Raw genomic sequence first — 19,476 nt, 5'->3', positions numbered from 1 at the left:
TGTTGAATTATGTTATTATGAAGGAGCTGCTTGAAAATGGAAGGCTGAAAATATAAGAAAGCAGTAAGTATACGAATGACGTGAGGGACGATCCATGCGTGTAAACATACAATCAGTTATTGAAGCGTTAATAGCCCCAGTAGGAAAGCTAGAGCAAACCGTAGATACGCTGAAATTTGGCAGTCCTGACACTGAGGTGACGGGTATTGTGACGACTTTTATGCCTACGCAATTTGTTATAGAGCAAGCTATAGAGCGAGGAGCAAATCTCATTGTTGCTCACGAAGGGCCATTCTTTTCGCATCATGATGATACAACAAACCTGCAAAATGATCCTATTTTTGAGGAAAAAAGAAACCTTCTGGAATCATCGGGCATCGCGCTATTTCGATTCCATGATTACTATCATCGTTATAAACCTGATGGTGTAACGGAAGGTCTCATTCGGGCGCTCAATTGGCTGCCTTTCGTACAAGAGCATCATGCCGCGTCGTCCATCTTACATATACCTACTGAAACGGTAAGCGAGATCGTAGAACATGTGAAAAAATGCCTCGGAATTAGCTATGTAAGAGTTCACGGTGATCTTGGGTTGAAGTGTTCGAAAATAGGCTTGCTCGCGGGTTATAGAGGTGGAGCTCAAACCGCGCTGCCACTTTTCGAACGTGAGCAACTGGATCTTGTTATTTACGGGGAAGGTCCGGAATGGGAAACACCGGAATATGTAAGGGATGCCTTATATCAAGGAAGGCAGAAGGCTTTAATTGTTCTAGGTCATGCAGAGAGTGAAGAACCAGGGATGAAGCTTCTGGCAGATAAACTGACCGACATGTTCCCTGAGATTCCTGTTCATCACATCAAAGAACGTCCTATTTTCCAAATTGTATAAGCTATTTGACTATAAGGAATGAGCAGGTGCTTCGGCAGCCTGTTCTTTTTATTGTGTGTAGTGAGTTTAAGGAAATAACATCCAATTCTGACGATTAACATGGTAGTATGAAAGAAAGGCTATTCCAATAACCATGGGAGAGGAGTTGATTCCAGTTGACTATCTATAATACAGCCTGCGATATAAATCATCCACAAAAAGGTCACCATCTAGCTGATATTCCCGCGCACGATCCCTTTGTATTTGCCGATAGCCTTACAGGTATTTATTACTTGTATACGGGAGGTTCACCTAGATTGAACGGTATGGATCGTTATGGGGTTATTACTTACAAAAGCACTAATTTATCAGATTGGGAAGGACCCTACATCGTATTCACAGTCCCGGATGGATGTTGGGCACATCCGCAGCATGGCGCGTGGGCACCAGAAGTCCATGCGTACAATGGACGATTCTACATGTTCGTTACGCTGCACAATAAGGACAGACAACTAGAAGGCGAGCTTGTAAAAGGATATGCTAAGCATTGGAGGGGGACCGTCGTAGCCGTCAGCGATTCGCCACAAGGTCCGTTCAACTTATTGAATGAACATTCGCATGTGCTGCCGGAAACGATGATGACACTCGATGGCACATTATATGTGGAGGAAGATGGATTACCGTGGATGGTCTACTGTCATGAGTGGATCCAGACGATAGATGGTACAATTGAAGCCGTACAATTGACAAAAGATTTAGCCGAAGCTGTTGGCGAGCCGATTCGTCTGTTCAACGCCTCTGAAGCACCTTGGGACAAGGAAGAAGATCTCCCCGACGGCCATATTCGTGTTCACGTAACGGACGGGTGCCAATTATACAGAACTTCGGGTGGACATCTTATCATGCTTTGGTCGAGCTATGAAGCTGATAGTTATGTACAGACGATCGCGCGATCAACAACCGGCAAACTGGCAGGTCCTTGGGAACAACTCCCGCCTTTAGTGAAAGAAGACAGTGGTCACGGCATGCTGTTCCGAACATTCGAGGGAACATGGATGTTAATCCTCCATCGGCCATTCAAAATGCCTGAATCGAGATGCAAACTCTTCGAAATGGAAGACACTGGAGACAGCTTCAGAATGGTTAGATCGCTGGATGGTATACTGTAAAATAGGATTGTAATTCTTGCACCCAAGGTTAATCAACTATGGGAATATTAAGGAGACAGATGAATGATGAAACTTCGTTGTGCCATATTAGATGACTACCAACAAGTAGCATTAGCTTCCGCGGACTGGGAGCGGATTAAGGATAAGGTTGAGGTTAAGAGTATCGAGCGACACATTGATCAACAGGAAGAATTACTCGATCAGATCTCTGATTGCGAGATTGTCGTGATTATGCGTGAACGGACGCCTTTCCCTGCATCACTGCTTGCCCAGCTTCCCCGCTTAAAGCTGCTTATCACCACAGGCATGCGCAATGCGTCGGTCGACATGACTGCAGCGGCTTCGCAAGACGTTATTGTTTGCGGAACAGGCGGCGCAGGCAACGCAACTGCGGAGCTCACTTGGGCTTTGATTTTAGGGCTCGCCCGAAACATTGTGGTGGAGCACAACGCGATTCGCAATGGACAATGGCAAAGTACGTTAGGAACGGATTTGTACGGCAAGACGCTAGGTGTACTTGGACTCGGAAAACTTGGCAGTAAGATAGCGAAATTTGGCCAGGCGTTCGGTATGGATGTCATCGCGTGGAGTGAGAATTTAACGAAGGAGCGGACCGACGAGATCGGAGTGAAATTAGCGGCATCCAAAGAGGAGCTTCTGGAAACCAGCGATTTTGTTTCGATACATCTCGTTTTAAGTGACCGTACAAGAGGGTTAATTCGTGCAGATGATCTCAAACGTATGCGACCATCAGCCTACCTAATCAATACGTCCCGTGCGCCAATCGTAGATCAAGCTGCACTTGCAGATGCCTTACAGTCTGGCAGCATTGCAGGGGCCGCGGTCGACGTGTTCGATGTGGAACCATTGCCTAAAGATCATATGTACCGCTCACTTCCAAATTTGCTCACAACACCGCATATTGGTTATGTATCCAAAGCGAATTATGAAGCTTTTTATAGAGACGTGGTTGAAGACATTGAAGCTTACCTATCCGGCTCGCCGGTTCGAAGGCTGAATTAATTCCTCACCTATGCATAGGTTGGATGGAGGAGCAGTCTTCTGATTGTCATAACGAACAGGGGTGGATGTGAATGGAATACGTTAGGGATTATGCGATGTATGCATCCGTATTTGGCATGTTTAGCTTTGTCTGGTTCGGTTGGGCACAAGAGAATCCTAGATCAAGTTGGCGTATCTATCTTGGCATTTCTTCCTGTATTGCGTTACTCGTATGCTTGTTAGGCGTCTATTTAAGCGTGCAGAACTGGCAGGAACCCTCGGCATTGAACGAGCCATCTGCCTATCGTAATTATTTATTCTCGTTTTATGCTGAATTTATTTTGGGTGGTGCTGGTGCATTTGCACTGATCAGGAAAAAGCGAAAAGCCTATGTCGCTCCCTGGATCGCTTTTATCGTCGGGATTCATTTCATTAGCTTGAAAAGTGTATTTCATGATCCCAGCTTATGGATATTGGCCGCTTTAATGGTTGCTGTCTCGTTGATTGCGATTGTAGTGGCTCCCAAGCTTCAAGTGGCGAACAGCGCAATTACAGGTATAGGTGCCGGCATCGTTTTATTCAGCTTCGCGATACTAGGTTTGATTCGATTTATGACCGTATAGTGGCTTCAAGGTATTGCAAGGACTTCATACATACAAAAAACCGAATGAGCACAGGCTCAGTCGGTTTTTTGTTGTGAGATTTACGGTAACTTCTCCCTCATGGATGCCCGATATTGCGTCGGAGAAGTGCTTACAAGCTTTAGAAAGTTGCGGCTAAAGCTGGCAAACGATTCGTAACCTACTTCAAACGCGATATCGGTCACCTTCATCTCCGTAGTAGTTAGTAAACTACACGCATGACGAATCCGTGTCTCCTGAAGAAGCGCGACGAAGGTAACGCCAAGATGCTGTGACAATATTTGCGTTACACGGGAAGGGTGGCAATGAAAATGTGCGCCAATCTGCTCCAATGTAAGCGGGTCCCGATAGCGCGTATAAATATAACGCAGAATGGCCCATGGCAGGGCTGTCTTAGAAGGAATCTCCGTCATCGGCTGAGGTGTACGACTCGGATGCAGCCTGTGGAGAAACGCAAGGATGCGCTGGAGCTCACCTTTCAGGAGAAGCGACTGCCAGATATCAGCGGGTAACTCATATTCACGAAGCATGCCTTGGAGTTTCTGGGTTACAAGCTCACGTTGATCCATGTTCAGGTCATAGTGAGTCTGGAACGGATTGTTATCCGAAAGAAGCAAGCGCTCTGCAGGGTCGCCAAGCAGCTCTAAGCCGAACATACAGTTGAATAAGATTAAAGGACTGCCGGGATTCGCAGTGATTTCGTGTACTTGATAAGGAAGCAGCAGCGTGAAGGTTCCAGGTTTCATGGGATGCGTTTGACCATTTACGGTTTCGTATCCGAAGCCTTCAACGACTAACGAGAATTCCAGAAAATCATGACGATGGCTAGGAAAATGCTGATCAACCCGATTAATGGATAAATGAAACGGGAAGGATCCGATATTGGGATAATCAGATAATTGCTTATTGATTGGAAAGGTCATGGAATCACTGCCTATTCAAGAAATGAGAGGTTTGTTCAAGGATTGATAGGTATAGTAAGCACACCTATTGTAACCTAAAGAAAGATAAGAATGAAGGAGGAACACAGATGACCTTAACAATCGGTTCATTAACATCAAGCTCTGTCATTACAAGACATCCAGCCAACCCTATCTTAACTGCAGATTCCGTGCCCTATCCTACAGCGCTTACATTCAATGCAGGTGTCACCAAGTTCCAAGGTCAATATGTGATGGTGTTCCGCAATGACCATGGTTCTGTCAAAGATCAAACGATAGAACCTTCACATACAACGGATCTGGGGCTTGCCTACAGTAAAGATGGCATCCATTGGGATGTGCAGTCACGCCCTTGTTGGAAGCTCTATGATGAGGAAATCACAAGAGTATACGACCCTAGATTAACTGTGATGGATGGACGTGTATACATGTGTTTCGCTGTCGATACCCGTCATGGTGTCAGAGGTGGCATTGCCGTAACGGATGATTTCGATCGCTTCGAAATCCTTTCCTTGTCTGCACCGGACAATCGGAACATGGTTCTTTTTCCAGAGAAAATTAATGGCAATTATGTGCGTTTGGAACGTCCATTTCCCGTGTACAGCCGTGGTAAAGATCAATTTGATATATGGATTTCACAATCGCCTGATCTCAAATACTGGGGTGAAACGGATCTTGTCTTAGGCGTGGAGCATGTCCCGTATGCGAATGATAAAATCGGCCCAGCCGCTCCGCCAATCCGCACTTCAAAGGGATGGCTAACGACGATTCATGCCGTTGACATCGATGCAAATCGCGGTAAGAATGGCTGGGAGCCGACATGGAAAAAACGTTATACAGCCGGCATTATGCTGCTTGATTTGGATAACCCGAAGAAGGTAATTGGACTCTACAAGGAACCGCTATTGGCTCCTGAGGTTAGCTATGAGACGGAAGGCGGCTTCCGCAATGACGTTATTTTCCCAGGAGGCATGATACTGGAAGATGATGGCGAAGTAAAAATTTACTACGGTGCGGCAGATACCGTGGAGTGCTTGGCAACCGCGCATGTGGATGATCTGGTCAAGTTGTGTTTGGAAGGAAATAAATAACACCAATAAGTGTAAGGCATACCGATGATTTGGTGCGCTTTACGCTTATTTTTTATTCCTCGTTACTTTAGTTTTCTCATGGTATGATTTATTTAAAAGCAATGATCCTCATAGTAAATAAATCTCTCAAGGATGGTGTCAAAAAATCAATGCATTCAAACACACAAATTCAGAGTTATTTAGATCGTATCGGCTTTAAAGGCACGCTCAATGGCAGCGCAAAGACGCTGGCGGACCTGCAAGAACGGCATTTGTACGCGATTCCCTATGAGAATTTAGATATTCTGGCACATAAAGCTTTATCTCTCGATCCGCAGGATCTATATCAGAAAATTGTCATACAACAGCGTGGCGGGTACTGCTTTGAATTGAACGCATTATTCGGCTGGCTGCTTCGGGAGTTGGGTTATTCGGTAACTGATTTGGTTGCACGATTTTGGCGCGATGAGCGTAATCTCCCTCCCAAAAGACGCCATCATGTTCTGAAAGTAGAAGCGGAAGGTGTGGACTACCTTTGCGACGTCGGTGTTGGGGGAATGGTACCACTTAGGTCGGTTGCCTTCATCGAAGGTCTTGAACAGCAGCAAGGCGAAGAATGCTATCGCCTTGAGAAAGACTCTTATTACGGCTGGTCGCTTTGTGAACAGAAAAACACGGGATGGCATCGCATATATACCTTCACAGAGGAGCCGCAACTACCGAAAGACTACCTATTTGCGAGTTTCTGGTGCGAACATTCGCCGGATTCGATTTTTAACAAATATCCGATTGTCGCCAAACGAACTCCGGACGGACGTCTTACAGTTGCTGATCAGGAGTTTCGGATTTTCAACTCGGAAGGTGTAAGTACCTTTACAACAGAATCTCCTGAAGCGTTTAAAGCAGCGTTGTTATCGTATTTTGGCATTCATCTCCTCTAAACAGGTAGTGGATAATATGGTAATATAAGGGATGAGTCTTTTTGATTGGAGGGAGAGGTATTGAAGCAAATCGCACTCGTTTGCGTTGTACTTACGTCGATGGTCCTATCTCAGATTCCATCTACATCGGCATTGGCCGCTCAGCAAGAGCTGCTAACTAAGAAGCTGCCGGGCTTACTCTTTTTAACAGAGAAGCAAACTGCTATGTATGATGCGCTGAATGGTAAGCAGATCGGAACGACATCCGACAACGTAGTGAATGTGCAAGAAGCAGAACCGAGATGGCAAGAGCATCTTATCCAAGAAGCTGATCCTTTGATTTGGTACAAAGTAACGACCGAACAGGGGGAGTCTTGGATTAGACCCCTACACCCTGAATTTCCCGAAGATTATTTCGAATGGATTCAAACGACCGGAGAAGAGTTCCTTTACAATAAACCATCCGAACAAGGGAAAACAACGAATACCGTATCACCGCAGCCGCTTAAATCGATGGGAACTAACAACAGATATTACAGAATTCAGACTTGGCTCGGGTACCAATGGATCAAACCGAAACATAAACTTGTTCCATATCACATGCCAACGGACGAAACCATTACCTTGAACGTGAACACACCTATTTTCGACGTTCCGGAAGGGAATTCAACTGTCAAAGGGTACTTGAGCTCACCACAGTCCGTGATCGCCTTCGAACGCATCAATCGAGACTGGTTTCATATCCATACGTGGTTGGGAGAGAAATGGATCAATCTGTCGTATTCCTTACCGAAAGACTTACAAACACGAGATAGAACGATCGAGCTTAAGGCAAATACGCCACTTTATGAACATCCTAACAAGCAAGCCAAAGTACTGGGAACACTTGCTCCGCAAGAAGTTTCGGCGTTCGAGAGTGGGAGCGGCTGGCATCATATTCATAGCAGTTGGCTTGGCGATGTTTGGGTCTACGTTAACGAACCGGATTCGGATCCGGAAACGTATAAACCACCACTCAAACTTGAAAATCAATTGGTTTCTGGAACTTGGAGCGAGTTTCAATACGATCCAGAATCGACTGGAGGCAAGAGTGGCTTTCCACTAGCTCCATTGATCGTGCTTGATTCAAACCGAGATTCCGATATGGTTGGCGGGATTGTTCCATTTGGTAAGCAAGTTCCGCTTCGTTTCGAATTGATCAATGCAAGCAATGACCCAATCACACTCTCGCAGGAAGAAAATTTAGTTATCGAAATATCACGATTAACGGGTTCTTTCTACGAACAATCCAGAGAGATTGTGTGGAGTGGTCAGTTACCAGCTCTTACTTATGCGTTTAAAACGAGAATGAGGAGTGCGGTGATAAACTTTGATTGGGATGGGAAAGACTCCGATGGAAAGCTGGTCCCATTCGGCGAGTATATAGTCAGCTTGAAGGTTCCTTGGACGATTCCATACAAGATCGAAGGAAACCAAGGTGTCCAGTTACAAAAAGTGGAATTCTCCATGTATACGAGTCGTCCATTTATCATTGGGGCTCCGTGATAGCATTCTGCACGTTTCGTCCGAAGAACAATCAGATTAAATTATCGTTTCGCGGTAAGTAAGTAACATTTCCACTTCACCTACAATATGATGGGTCTAGACATATACTCAATTGAGGTGAGCGAATGGCAGTCGTAAAAGCTAGAAAGCAGGATATCGACATGTTGGCAAGGTTGCTTCGAGCTGAAGCTGAGACCGAAGGCGAAACGGGTATGCTGCTTGTTGGAAATGTCGGCATTAATCGAATAAGAGCGAATTGCTCTGATTTTAAGAATCTCCGGACAATTCCCCAAATGATCAACCAACCGCATGCGTTTGAAGCGTTACAGCACGGGTTGTACTATCAAAACGCAAGAGAAAGAGAGAGGCGCCTAGCGCAAAGAGCTGTAAATGGAGAGCGGCTTTGGCCAGGTAAATTTTCACTCTGGTATTTTCGACCGGGAACGTTCGACAATCCTGGACCATGTCCGGATACCTGGTATAATCAGCCGAAAGCTGGACGTTTCAAGAAGCACTGTTTTTATGAGCCAACCGCCAAAGAGTGTCAAAATGTCTACAATACGTTTTAATACTAAGGAACAGAATCGTTCGACATGAAGAGGTGGGCTGAAAAAGCTAATAGTTAGAATGGAAGGGGAGCTAAGGCGTATTTGCGCTTAGCTCCCTTATTGTTTCAATTTGTTTGGAAGTGTAAATGGTCAAAGATGCATTAGTACACTTGTTTTTGGATGAACTAGCTAAATAAAGAGCAATTAGTGCTAAAGAGCATCCTTTAGTATCGTTAAGGTGCCATATCGATGAGTGCCGGCTAAAATAAGTGCCTTTTAGCAAGCATTTCATTTAGAGAGGATCTTGTGAATCCAATAGTTGCACTTTTGCATCTTTCACGGCTGTATACATGAAAAAAGAAGGCCCCGCCGCCACATTTATGGCTTTCGGGGCACTCATTCATTTACTTATTTGATTTATTTTGTTCCGCTAGGTAACCTGGATTATCATAAGCACCGCCTGGATCAATCTCGGTCACACCTTCCCAAATATTCGGGACATCAACTTTATCCGGGTGTTCAAAAACAAGGAGTCCTGAAGGGAGCCTTCTTTCGCCATATCGGCTTGATGGATGCGTGATTAGATCACTCCCGACGACCATTTCAGAGGAAGCACCACCGTCTAAGAAACCGGCATTGACGCATCCTTCTTTCAATAACAGATCTTGAACATCCTTTAGGGAAGCGCCAATACTCTTTGTCTGACGTCCGTCAATGACGATAATGACGATAACGCCATCTGCGCGTTGACCAATGGCTGTCCGCGGGTTAAGACCATCTCCAACGATGGGGAGTGCATTTCCGTTTGCAATGATGCGTGGATAGAAGGAAACGGCATCGGTCACATGTAAGTCTAATAGCTCATCAATGGAATATTTCCCAATAATTAATTTGCCGGTATTGTCAAATGCGACGACTTGTTGTGGCACAGTACCATCAACGCTCGTATACAAAATCTTACCTCCAGACATAATAACTCCAATAGGAGCAAACCCGTTGCCTAGCCCCTGCGGGTCATCGAAGCCTCCGCCATTTACGCCTGCAAGTGCTCCAGTACGATTCACCATGGAACTAATCGTTTCCCCTTGACCCACTTTACTTGGAACAACTACACGAATAGCTCTTGGATCGTATACGTACATTTTTTTGCCCACCCAGCCATGTCCAGAGATATCTTCGACATCAATGATCTTACCGTCCTGTTTTTGAATCGTGATCGCATTCAAATCCTGCTTCTCAATCGAGTTGTTTTCACTCATCTGCTGGACATCTTGAATCATTTCGTCCCTTTTCTTCACACCAACAAAAATCCACGCCCAGTCACGATGTTGGGTAGCAATAAAGGTGTCCGCAAGGAACAAGCGGATTTTCTCCCCTGGTGGTGTTAAGAACAGAAAACTGGTTGATAAAAATACGAGTATCGTACAAATCCATATGGAACGTTTTAGCCAGCTGACGCTTTGTTCATGTTTGTAATTAATTCCCGCTAGCTTCATGCTAATTCATGCCTACTTTCTTATAAATTATAAAAACCGATCAGATCTATATGCATAGCGTTGCGTTCTTAAGAATGTGATGTTGATGCAGCCTCACAACTAGCATAAAGCTACTGTAAGTATACAAAACGAACATGTTGTTTAGATGAAGATAAGGTTAAAATTTTTAAAATAACGCTGTGTAAATAGAACCAATCCTGCCATATAATTCATCTTAAACGGTGAATAAAAATGAAAAGGCCACCCTGATGGGCAGCCGATTCACAGAATTAACCTTTGTTATGGAGTTGAATCTGCCGAGAAACCCTGTTTGCCAGCTCTTCCGAAGCTTGGGATAGATAATGGAGAACAATTCGTTGTGTGTCCGTAGAAATGCTGGTTAGATCAGCGGCCAAATTCGCTACCAGATGTTCCTGTTGAAGGGGAGGGAGTGAACTATAGTACTGACCCGCCTGTGTGAAGTTATCCGGTTCAGGGATATCCGAGCGAACGAGACGTCCTTCAACAAATCTACCTTCACCGCTGGTCACTTGTGAACGAGGTGTCCAGTTTTGTTGATGATTGATCGGAATTTTACGGAAATCGGACCCTATTCGGTGCCTCTGGGAATCCGAGTATATATTCGTACGTCCCTGCAGCATTTTATCGTCCGAGAGTTCCGCTCCTTCTAATAGATTAGATGGAGAGAAGGCGATTTTCTCGACTTGCTCCATATAGTTATCTGGATTGCGGTTTAAGACGAGTCGGCCTACCGGCATCAATGGAAATTGTCTTTCATCCCAAACCTTCGTATCGTCTAATGGATCGTAAGGCAGAGTTTCTCCAACTTTGGGATCCATCAACTGAACGTACAGCCCGTATTCGACTGACTTTCCTGTTGCAAGCGTATCGAAGAGGTCCTTACCAGCATAATCGGGATTCTCCCCGGCTAATTTGGCTGCTTCGCGGCTATCAATATACTGAACGCCTGCCAGTGGATACCAGAGATATTTCACAAACGTACGAGCACCATGCTCATTCCGCCAAACATAGGTGTTAACGCTATGACCTGGAATATGACGGAGACTCTTGACGGTTCCAGCATCCGAGTAGAGTCGGACAAGGAAATGTGTAGCTTCTGGCGCGCGAGCGATAAAACTCCAGAAACGTTCGGGGTCAATCAAATTATTAACCGGGGACGGTAAAAAGGCTTTAATTGATTCTGGGAATCGGATCGCATCCCGAACGAGGAAGACAGGGATATGATTGCAGAGTAAATCGAAAACACCTTGATCCGTATAAAATTTGGTGGAAAAGCCGCGCACATTTCGGGAGGTGTCCGGGGTGCCTTTGTTACTTACTGCAAGGGAAAATCGAACTGTAACAGGAACCTGTTGACCTGGCTTCTGCAGAAAGCTCAGCTTCGTATAGGGGGTCATCGAGTTCACGGTCTGAAAGAAGCCAAAAGCGCCATATCCCTTTACATGTACAGGTCTTTCAAGGATCTTCGTATGTATAAATGTCTCTAAGGTTTCATGCAGCATACTGTCTTGTTCCAACACGGGTCCTCGCTCACCAACAGTTTGGGAATGAAAATGAGCTGGTGTGTCGCCTGACCATGAAGGGGGACCGTTCTGATGGTTAGGCATCTGGGGTAATCCTCTGTTATCTTCCATGATTCAACCTCCTGTTTGCATCTCCTTGATTTAGATCGTTATGCGGGTATTCCTTCAATTATGCCAAACTACAAATGCAAGGATGGCTATAATCATGATGGAAAGCCAGTAACAATCAGAGTTTCAGCAACGAAAACTTTTGGGGTTGACATACTACCTACTAAAAGGTAGAATAACCTCATGAACAAAAACAACAACAGCAAAAACACGTCAGAACTTATTCTGGACACGGCCCAAGCGATTGTGCAGCAATTCGGATTTAACGGATTCAGCTACTCGCATATTGCCGAAAAAGTAGGTATACGAAATGCCAGTATTCATTATTACTTCCCGAACAAGGAGGATTTAGGGGAAGCGTTGATCGCAAGGTATCTCAGAAGTTTTATTGTGTATGTGGATCAAGTTGATGCAGATACGACGAACAATGTAGAGAAGCTGCGCAAATTCATCTTACTTTACAATGGACCTGTACAAGAGTATTGCACGTGTCTAAGCGTTACGCTTTCGGCTGACCTGGCAACATTATCAGGGAAAGTGCAGGCAGGGTTATCCAATTTTTTCACTGCTAATTTAGCGTGGTTGGAACGTGTGATGGAAGAAGGCAGGCGTGAAGGACAGCTGAAGTTTGAAGGCACCGCGGAAGTACAAGCACACCAATTTCTTGCATCACTTCAAGGTGCGCAATTAATCTCACGAAGTTTTCATGATACCAGTAAATTTGATCAGATTACCAATAGCTTAATGTCCGCTTTAGCTAACTAAGTAGGCGGATTATTTTTCACCACATACCTACCTTTTAATAGGTAGAAAAAACGAGGAGATGTTGATATGAATTTAAAAGATAAAGTAGTCGTAATTACTGGGGCAAGTAGTGGTATTGGTAAAGCAGTTGCCATTGGATTGGCGAAACAAGGTGCGTCTGTTGTCCTTAATGGCCGCCGCGAACAAGCGTTAGTTGAGGTAGCCAAGGAAATCGATCCATCAGGAGAGCGAGTTGCTTATGTTGCCGGTGACATTGCAGATCCTAAAGTCGCTGAACGCTTAATTCACGAGGGCCTATCACGCTTTGGACGAATCGACACCCTGGTGAACAATGCAGGCATATTTATTGCCAAAGCCTTCACAGATTATACGGAAGAAGATTTTGCATCGGTGTTGTCCACGAATTTGTCAGGATTCTTCCATGTGACTCAGCGTGCAGTAACTGAGATGCTTAAAGCAGGCTCTGGCCACATCGTCAACATAACAGCAAGCGGCGTCGCGGAACAACCAATTAAAGCCGTCCCATCCGTACTTGCCGCATTAACTAAAGGAGGCTTGAACACAGCAACGAAGTCGATGGCTATTGAGTTTGCTGACAAGGGCATTCGGGTGAATGCCGTGGCGCCTGGGGTTATCAAAACGCCTATGCATGAGGTTGAGACGCATGATTTCCTAGCAAAAGTTCATCCCATGGGCCGTATGGGTGAGGTTGAAGACATTGTTAAAGCGATTGCGTATTTGGAGTCCGCTCGTTTCGTAACCGGAGAAATTCTTCATGTCGATGGCGGCCAAAACGCTGGCCAATGGTAAGAATAAAGGTGCACGCAACTTTACTACTCGAGTAAGGAGGTGTTAAATCATGTTGTATGAGCTGCGAGTATATCACGTTAATCCTGGTAAAATGCAGGTTCTTCATGAAAGATTCAGAGATCATGTGATTGAATTATTTTTGAAACATGGCATGAAGGTTACGCAATATTGGGAAGATATCAATGAAGCAAATAACCGACTCTATTATGTTGTTGAGCACGAAAATATGGAAATGCGCAACCTAAATTATGAACGTTTCCGTAACGATCCCGAATGGATTCAAGTGAAACGAATTTCAGAGCTTGATGGACCTTTTCTACAAGATCAAGAAAGTATATTTATGAAAAACGTAGCTTTTTTCGAGAACAAATGACACAGGACAGAAATGCTGTCTATTAAATATAAAATAATATAACTAGAATGGAGCAAACTACTATGAAAACATTAGTCATCATAACTCATCCGAATATCGAGAAATCCAACTGGAATAAAGCTTGGCTGGAAGCATTACAAGAGCAAGGTGATATCACAATACATGAATTATATAAAACATATCCTGACGAAAATATCGATGTTGCTAAAGAGCAAAAACTAATTGAGGCACATGATCGGGTTATTTTCCAATATCCCCTATATTGGTACAGTACGCCGTCCTTACTTAAAAAGTGGTTTGATACCGTCTTACAATATGGTTGGGCTTATGGTCCAGATGGCAGTAAAACAGCAGGGAAAGAAATCGGTGTAGCGATCTCGACATATGGCACGGAAGCATCTTATCAGCCAACAGGAGCTAACCGTTTTACACTTCAGGAAATATTGCGTCCGATGGAAGCACTTGCCCAATTTATCAGCGCTTCTTATCTGCCTCACTTTGCACTAAATGATACTTCTACAGTTACGGATGAGCGGTTAGCACAGAGCAGCAAGGATTATATTCATCATATTAAAACAGTAAAGCCTAACCTGGTTACCCAATGAAAGAGCTACTAATTGACGTATATATGGATGTGACTTGCCCTTGGTGTCGCATGGGAACCACTAGTATGTTAAGCGCTTTGAAACAATTACCCGAGGAAACGAAGGTAACAGTCCGTTGGAATGCTTTTCAGATCAATTTCGGTATTCGTCCTGAGGGAGAAGATTATCGGCAAGTGATGATAGGCAAATTAGGTGGAGTTTCCCAATTCGAGGCGCGTTTAAAGCAATATCAAGCATACGGTGATCAGTATGGCCTGAAGTTTAATATGGATCGAGTTACCAATACGCCGAATACGACATTAGCTCATCAGCTAATCGCTATTTCGCCGGAGAACCTTCAGGAGTCGCTGATTCAGCAGATCTATACAGCCTATTTTGAAAATGGGATAAATATCGGAGATATGGACGAACTTATAAAGATTGCAAAAACAGTTGGGATTCCAAACGATGCGGAGTTGAAAAAGCGACTTACGGATGGCGAGGGTCTTGACAAAGTTAAATTTGGTCAACAGAATGCGCAAGAGTTAGGGATTAGAGGGGTTCCATATTTCGTGATAAATGAGCAGGTCCATTTATCTGGCTTACAATCCCCTGAACAGTTTACTAAAATTTGGAGCGATATTAATTAAGATTTACCTTTCGATAGGTAGATAAGTATGCGAAATTAATTTTTCAAGGAGGTCGTTTACTATGCCAGTCGTGACAATTAAAGTAACCCGTGAAGGAACCACCCCGGATCATCAGTCAGTTACGGCAGAAGAAAAGGCGGCGCTTATCAAAGGTGTCAGCGAGCTTCTTCTCAACGTGCTTAACAAGCCATTAGAATCAACTCATGTTATTATTGAGGAAGTTGAGTTGGACAATTGGGGATGGGGCGGACTACCAGCTCTTGAATACCGCAATAAGCGCTCCCGTTAAAAAGTGATAGGAGGCAGATGATCATTAATCTGAACACAGCACTTTGCCGCATATTTGATATTCGTTATCCCATCTTCCTAGCGGGCATGGCGGGTGGACCTGGAACGGTCAACTTGACTGCTGCCGTATCGAAAGCGGGCGGATTAGGTACACTAGGTGCTGCCTATATGGAGCCTGAAGCGATCCGAACGGCCATTCGGGACATTCGTAAGTTAACGAACGCTCCTTTCGGCGTGAATTTATTTGTTACTCGGGCTAGTGACGACAATTCGAGAACCCCGGAAGTTCAACGGGAACTAAATCTAATGAGAGCTAAACTCGGCCTACAGAAGGTTGAGGGTAAAGACGTGAAAACACCTGATCAATTTGAGCAACAATTCGCCATTTTGATTGAAGAAAAAGTGCCCGTGATCAGTACGGCTTTTGGTGTACTTCCTCTTCATATGACGGAGCAAGCTAAAGCCGAGGGTATTCGAATTGTTACTATGGTGACGACCGTTGAGGAAGCAATCCTTGCTGAACAAGCAGGTTGTGACGCGATTGTGGCACAGGGAAGTGAAGCTGGTGGGCACCGCGGGACATTCGACATCGCAAATCGTCCTATGGGTGCAAATATAGGCACATTGGCGTTAGTGCCGCAAATTGTTGAGCATGTTCATGTCCCTGTTATTGCGGCAGGAGGGATTATGGATGGTCGTGGCCTTGTCGCCGCGTTGGTACTTGGGGCGCAAGGAGTACAGATGGGGACGCGCTTCCTGACGTCGACTGAATCGGGAGCCCATAGCGCATATCAACAAAAACTGCTTGCTAGTACCGAGGAGAGCACAGTGATCACGAATGTATTTTCGGGTCGACCTGCCAGAGGTATCACGAACGAATTTATCAAAGTCTGGGATCAGAACGGGGTAGAGCCGCTTCCGTTTCCGACTCAAAATACGGCGACAAGGGATATTCGAAATGCTGCGGCTAAGCAAAGTAATTCCGAGTATATGTCTTTGTGGGCTGGGCAAGGTTTGCGGTTGCTTACTGAGGGCCAAAGTGCAGAAAGTATCGTTATGGAAACCATCGAACAAGCGCAAACCATTCTCACCCAAATTAAAAAAGGTTAAGATATTGATAGGATCTCAGAGCCAAGTTGGCACTGGGATCCTTTTCCTATGTTAGGAATATTTTCGACGAGTAATGGAAAAATAGATCTATCAGTGTTTGGGGGGCAATTCAGTGAAATGGTTTAGGAAATGGATGCGCACGAATCCTGTGTATCCAATTGTACCGGATGATCATATATCTGAGGAGGAAAAGAACTCCAAGTTAACTGCGGATTTAGAGCAAAATGAGTTGATTCTTAAGGAAATATTTCATAATAGCTCTGATATCATATTCCGTAAAGTTCGAATCGCTGGACACAATCATTGGCTTGTCATCTACCTTTCTAGCCTAGTTGAAGAACAATTGATTGACGAACATATCTTGAAACCATTGATTTCTAAATCTGCGATCCAAGTTGAAGTTGATAGGATAGCTGACAAAACGGAAGCTCTTGATGATCAGATGATCTCCATTGGGAGCACGAATTTGTCAAGCAAAATTATTGATATTGTTAATCATGTGCTAACTGGTCATGCAGCAGTTCTTACAATAGGGGACAGCGAAGCGATGATGGTCAGGGTTAACAGTAAGGCACAACGAAGCCTAGAAGAGCCTTCATCCGAACCCGTGATTCGTGGTCCTAGGGTGGGATTTATCGAGAATATTTCAACAAATATCGGATTAATACGCAGCAGGATTAAAACATCTCGACTAAAAATGGAGACCTGTACGATAGGTGAGCTTTCTCAGACCCAAGTGGTTATTACCTATATCGTTGGTATCGCCTCCGAGGCTGTAGTAGAGGAAGTGAGAACAAGGGTAACCCGGATTCAAATTGATGGAATCATCGATTCAGGCTACATTGAGGAATTTATTGAGGATTCACCTTATTCCCCATTTCCACTCGTACATAGCACAGAGCGACCTGATGTTGTAGCTGCGGAGCTTCTGGAAGGGAAGATAGCCATTATTGTCGATGGTAGTCCATTTGTATTAATTGTTCCCATGACATTCTGGAATGGTCTCCAGGCAAGCGAGGATTACTATATTCGATGGCCCATCGCTACGTTTGTGAGGTGGATTCGATTCCTTTTCATCATGATCGCCATATGTGCTCCTCCCCTATATGTTGCGATTACGACCTTCAACCAGGAAATGATTCCGACTAATCTCGTGCTGAGTATTGCCTCCTCTAGGGAGCCTGTTCCTTTCCCGGCTGTGATCGAAGCCGTCATAATGGAAATTATTTTTGAGGCTCTAAGGGAAGCTGGGATTCGATTACCCAAACAAATTGGGCAAGCGATAAGCATTGTTGGGGCATTGGTCATCGGCCAAGCAGCTGTGCTGGCAGGAATTATATCCGCTCCTGTCGTCATTATTGTATCGATTACTGGCATTGCAGCGTTTACAATTCCACGCTACAGTTTTGCCAATGGAATCCGATTATTGCGTTTTCCGATGCTATTTTTGGCGGGAACGCTTGGACTTTATGGCATTGTACTTGGGTTACTAGGCATCGTGTTACATATCACGTCACTTCGCTCATTCGGCGTCCCTTATTTCGCTCCGGCAACCCCGCTAACATTGACGGATTTGAAGGATGTAATCATCCGGGCACCTATATGGGCCAAAACACGTCGTCCTCAAGCAACAGGATCTAACAATCCGGTCCGTGAGCCGGCAGGTCAGAAACCAAGTCCAGACTCATCGAGGGAAGGGAAGGGAATTTCAGAATGAAACCAGTCCTATACATCGGAGTGCTATTCACGTTATTGATCACAAGTGGTTGTTGGGATCGTACGGAGATCAATGATCTTGCATTCATTGTGGGTACAGCATTTGACATATCCGATGATGGGGACTATATCTTATCACATCAGATTGCGATCCCTTCTTCCGCTCAGGGGGGACCAGGGAGTGGAGGTAGTAACCAAGAGAAGTACTTTGTTATATCAGCATCTGGAAAGAATATTAATGAAGCGTTCTATAGACTTCAGAAAAAGAGTTCACGCAGGTTATTTACCGCGCATCGCGTCGTTATTTTTATCGGCGAAAAGCTATCCAAGCAAGGGATTCAAGATATTCTTGATATTTACACCCACGATTCGAAACAACGATTAAAAACCTATATGGTGGTTGTAAAAGGGGGGGAAGGACGCGGAATTCTAAGAATTAAATATCCTTTTGAACAAGTTCCGAGCGAAGCAATCAAGGAAATGGAAACTTTAAGAAGCGAGTTGGCGGTTTCATTGCGGGACTTTTTTTTAGCGTCATCAGGTGAAGGTATCAGTCCCGTTTTGGGAGTCGTAATGGTCGACGATTTTTCAGAAGGAATAAAAGAAAACAACATTTTTAAGTTATCTGGATCAGCGATTTTTAAGGATTTCAAATTAATCGGTTATTTAAACGAGAATGAAACAAATGGATTTCTTTGGGTTACAGATAAAATGAAGTATGGCAGTCTTAACGCCAAATTATCAGATGGTGGTGGGACTGTAGGGATGCTTCTTGCAAAAACAAATCGAACGATTAGCTCGGAGATTAACGGGGATAAAGTCAAATTCAATATAAAAATGCAAGGGGAAGGAACAATCTGGGAAAATAATTCCCCATTAGATATCCGCATGCCGGAGAATCTTAGAATTATACAGAAAGCATTGGAAAAATCTGTCGAGAAACAAGTCCTGGAGACACTATCCAAAGTCCAAAAGCGGTATAAAGTAGATAGTGTGGGATTCGGTCGAGAAATTTACCGTAATAAACCGAAACAATGGAAAGCGTTGAAAGCACAATGGGATGAAAAGTTTCCCGAGGTAGATGTTTCGCTTGAAGTTAAGATAACGATATTAGGAAGCGGGATGGCAGGTCCTCCTCTACATTTGGAGAAAAAGGAGATCAAAAAATGATCGTCCAAATCATAGCCTATGTATTTATATTGGTGATATGGTCTTTTTTTAAAATCCGATCCTTGCTTCGTATGCAAAAAAACAAGGAAGCAGCGTTATCCGGTGCTTTAATAGGAGTATCCTCTATTATCGGTTCGTTATTAATTGCCCGAGTTAAC

The 19,476-nt window shown here is 44.4% G+C and carries 20 protein-coding genes; 17 read left to right on the top strand and 3 right to left on the bottom strand.

What is annotated here, in order from left to right; all coding sequences use genetic code 11:
- Nucleotides 1–94 precede the first annotated feature (94 nt).
- The 4 genes from AC58QG_RS05645 to AC58QG_RS05630 all read left to right on the top strand — a co-directional run bounded on the left by AC58QG_RS05645 (nt 95) and on the right by AC58QG_RS05630 (nt 3,662).
- Nucleotides 95–889: a Nif3-like dinuclear metal center hexameric protein gene (locus AC58QG_RS05645; RefSeq protein ID WP_497361119.1), complete on the top strand. Its 795-nt coding sequence runs from the start codon at nt 95–97 to the stop codon at nt 887–889.
- Between the two features lie 155 nt (nt 890–1,044).
- On the top strand, nt 1,045–2,037 hold the full coding sequence (locus AC58QG_RS05640; RefSeq protein ID WP_497361118.1) for a glycoside hydrolase family 43 protein: 993 nt from the start codon (nt 1,045–1,047) through the stop codon (nt 2,035–2,037).
- Between the two features lie 63 nt (nt 2,038–2,100).
- Nucleotides 2,101–3,060, top strand: coding sequence for a D-2-hydroxyacid dehydrogenase family protein (locus tag AC58QG_RS05635; RefSeq protein ID WP_497361117.1), 960 nt, complete (start codon nt 2,101–2,103; stop codon nt 3,058–3,060).
- Nucleotides 3,061–3,131: 71 nt separating this feature from the next.
- Entirely contained in the window at nt 3,132–3,662 is a 531-nt protein-coding gene (locus AC58QG_RS05630) for a hypothetical protein (RefSeq protein WP_497361116.1), read from the top strand.
- An 80-nt stretch (nt 3,663–3,742) separates the two neighbouring features.
- On the opposite strand, the gene AC58QG_RS05625 is transcribed toward AC58QG_RS05630, so the two are convergent.
- Nucleotides 3,743–4,603 (bottom strand): helix-turn-helix transcriptional regulator, encoded by an 861-nt coding sequence (locus tag AC58QG_RS05625; RefSeq protein ID WP_497361115.1) that lies wholly within the window; start codon nt 4,601–4,603, stop codon nt 3,743–3,745.
- A 107-nt stretch (nt 4,604–4,710) separates the two neighbouring features.
- Between AC58QG_RS05625 and AC58QG_RS05620 the strand changes: the two genes are divergently transcribed.
- The 4 genes from AC58QG_RS05620 (at nt 4,711) to AC58QG_RS05605 (ending at nt 8,725) form a co-directional block, all read left to right on the top strand.
- Nucleotides 4,711–5,712 carry a glycoside hydrolase family 130 protein gene (locus AC58QG_RS05620; protein ID WP_497361114.1) on the top strand — a complete coding sequence of 334 codons (1,002 nt, stop codon included), beginning with the start codon at nt 4,711–4,713 and terminating at the stop codon, nt 5,710–5,712.
- 149 nt (nt 5,713–5,861) lie between these two features.
- Nucleotides 5,862–6,632: an arylamine N-acetyltransferase family protein gene (locus tag AC58QG_RS05615; protein WP_497361113.1), complete on the top strand. Its 771-nt coding sequence runs from the start codon at nt 5,862–5,864 to the stop codon at nt 6,630–6,632.
- Nucleotides 6,633–6,692: 60 nt separating this feature from the next.
- A complete protein-coding gene (locus AC58QG_RS05610; protein ID WP_497361112.1) occupies nt 6,693–8,156 on the top strand; it encodes a flagellar hook assembly protein FlgD in 1,464 nt (487 codons plus the stop codon).
- 125 nt (nt 8,157–8,281) lie between these two features.
- A complete protein-coding gene (locus tag AC58QG_RS05605) occupies nt 8,282–8,725 on the top strand; it encodes a cell wall hydrolase (protein WP_497361111.1) in 444 nt (147 codons plus the stop codon).
- Between the two features lie 383 nt (nt 8,726–9,108).
- On the opposite strand, the gene AC58QG_RS05600 is transcribed toward AC58QG_RS05605, so the two are convergent.
- Nucleotides 9,109–10,200, bottom strand: a complete 1,092-nt coding sequence (locus AC58QG_RS05600) for a phosphodiester glycosidase family protein (RefSeq protein ID WP_497361110.1) — start codon at nt 10,198–10,200, stop codon at nt 9,109–9,111.
- Between the two features lie 269 nt (nt 10,201–10,469).
- On the bottom strand, nt 10,470–11,828 hold the full coding sequence (locus tag AC58QG_RS05595; RefSeq protein ID WP_497362788.1) for a catalase: 1,359 nt from the start codon (nt 11,826–11,828) through the stop codon (nt 10,470–10,472).
- 207 nt (nt 11,829–12,035) lie between these two features.
- Here AC58QG_RS05595 and AC58QG_RS05590 point away from each other — a divergent pair, with 207 nt between their 5' ends.
- The 9 genes from AC58QG_RS05590 to AC58QG_RS05550 all read left to right on the top strand — a co-directional run bounded on the left by AC58QG_RS05590 (nt 12,036) and on the right by AC58QG_RS05550 (nt 19,318).
- Nucleotides 12,036–12,617, top strand: coding sequence for a TetR/AcrR family transcriptional regulator (locus tag AC58QG_RS05590; protein ID WP_497361109.1), 582 nt, complete (start codon nt 12,036–12,038; stop codon nt 12,615–12,617).
- A 66-nt stretch (nt 12,618–12,683) separates the two neighbouring features.
- On the top strand, nt 12,684–13,427 hold the full coding sequence (locus AC58QG_RS05585) for an SDR family NAD(P)-dependent oxidoreductase (RefSeq protein ID WP_497361108.1): 744 nt from the start codon (nt 12,684–12,686) through the stop codon (nt 13,425–13,427).
- 49 nt (nt 13,428–13,476) lie between these two features.
- On the top strand, nt 13,477–13,800 hold the full coding sequence (locus AC58QG_RS05580) for an NIPSNAP family protein (protein ID WP_497361107.1): 324 nt from the start codon (nt 13,477–13,479) through the stop codon (nt 13,798–13,800).
- 62 nt (nt 13,801–13,862) lie between these two features.
- Nucleotides 13,863–14,405 carry an NAD(P)H-dependent oxidoreductase gene (locus AC58QG_RS05575; protein ID WP_497362787.1) on the top strand — a complete coding sequence of 181 codons (543 nt, stop codon included), beginning with the start codon at nt 13,863–13,865 and terminating at the stop codon, nt 14,403–14,405.
- Nucleotides 14,402–15,034: a DsbA family oxidoreductase gene (locus AC58QG_RS05570; RefSeq protein WP_497361106.1), complete on the top strand. Its 633-nt coding sequence runs from the start codon at nt 14,402–14,404 to the stop codon at nt 15,032–15,034. Before AC58QG_RS05575 ends, AC58QG_RS05570 begins: the two co-directional genes overlap by 4 nt.
- 61 nt (nt 15,035–15,095) lie before the next feature.
- Nucleotides 15,096–15,323, top strand: coding sequence for a tautomerase family protein (locus AC58QG_RS05565; protein ID WP_497361105.1), 228 nt, complete (start codon nt 15,096–15,098; stop codon nt 15,321–15,323).
- Between the two features lie 17 nt (nt 15,324–15,340).
- On the top strand, nt 15,341–16,432 hold the full coding sequence (locus AC58QG_RS05560) for an NAD(P)H-dependent flavin oxidoreductase (protein WP_497361104.1): 1,092 nt from the start codon (nt 15,341–15,343) through the stop codon (nt 16,430–16,432).
- A 112-nt stretch (nt 16,433–16,544) separates the two neighbouring features.
- Entirely contained in the window at nt 16,545–18,149 is a 1,605-nt protein-coding gene (locus tag AC58QG_RS05555) for a spore germination protein (protein ID WP_497361103.1), read from the top strand.
- Entirely contained in the window at nt 18,146–19,318 is a 1,173-nt protein-coding gene (locus tag AC58QG_RS05550; protein WP_497361102.1) for a Ger(x)C family spore germination protein, read from the top strand. Before AC58QG_RS05555 ends, AC58QG_RS05550 begins: the two co-directional genes overlap by 4 nt.
- Nucleotides 19,319–19,476 lie beyond the last annotated feature (158 nt).

Source organism: Paenibacillus sp. J22P169, assembly GCF_059691995.1.
The sequence above is the reverse complement of the archived record's forward strand: the minus strand, read 5'-3'. Positions and strand labels throughout refer to the sequence as shown.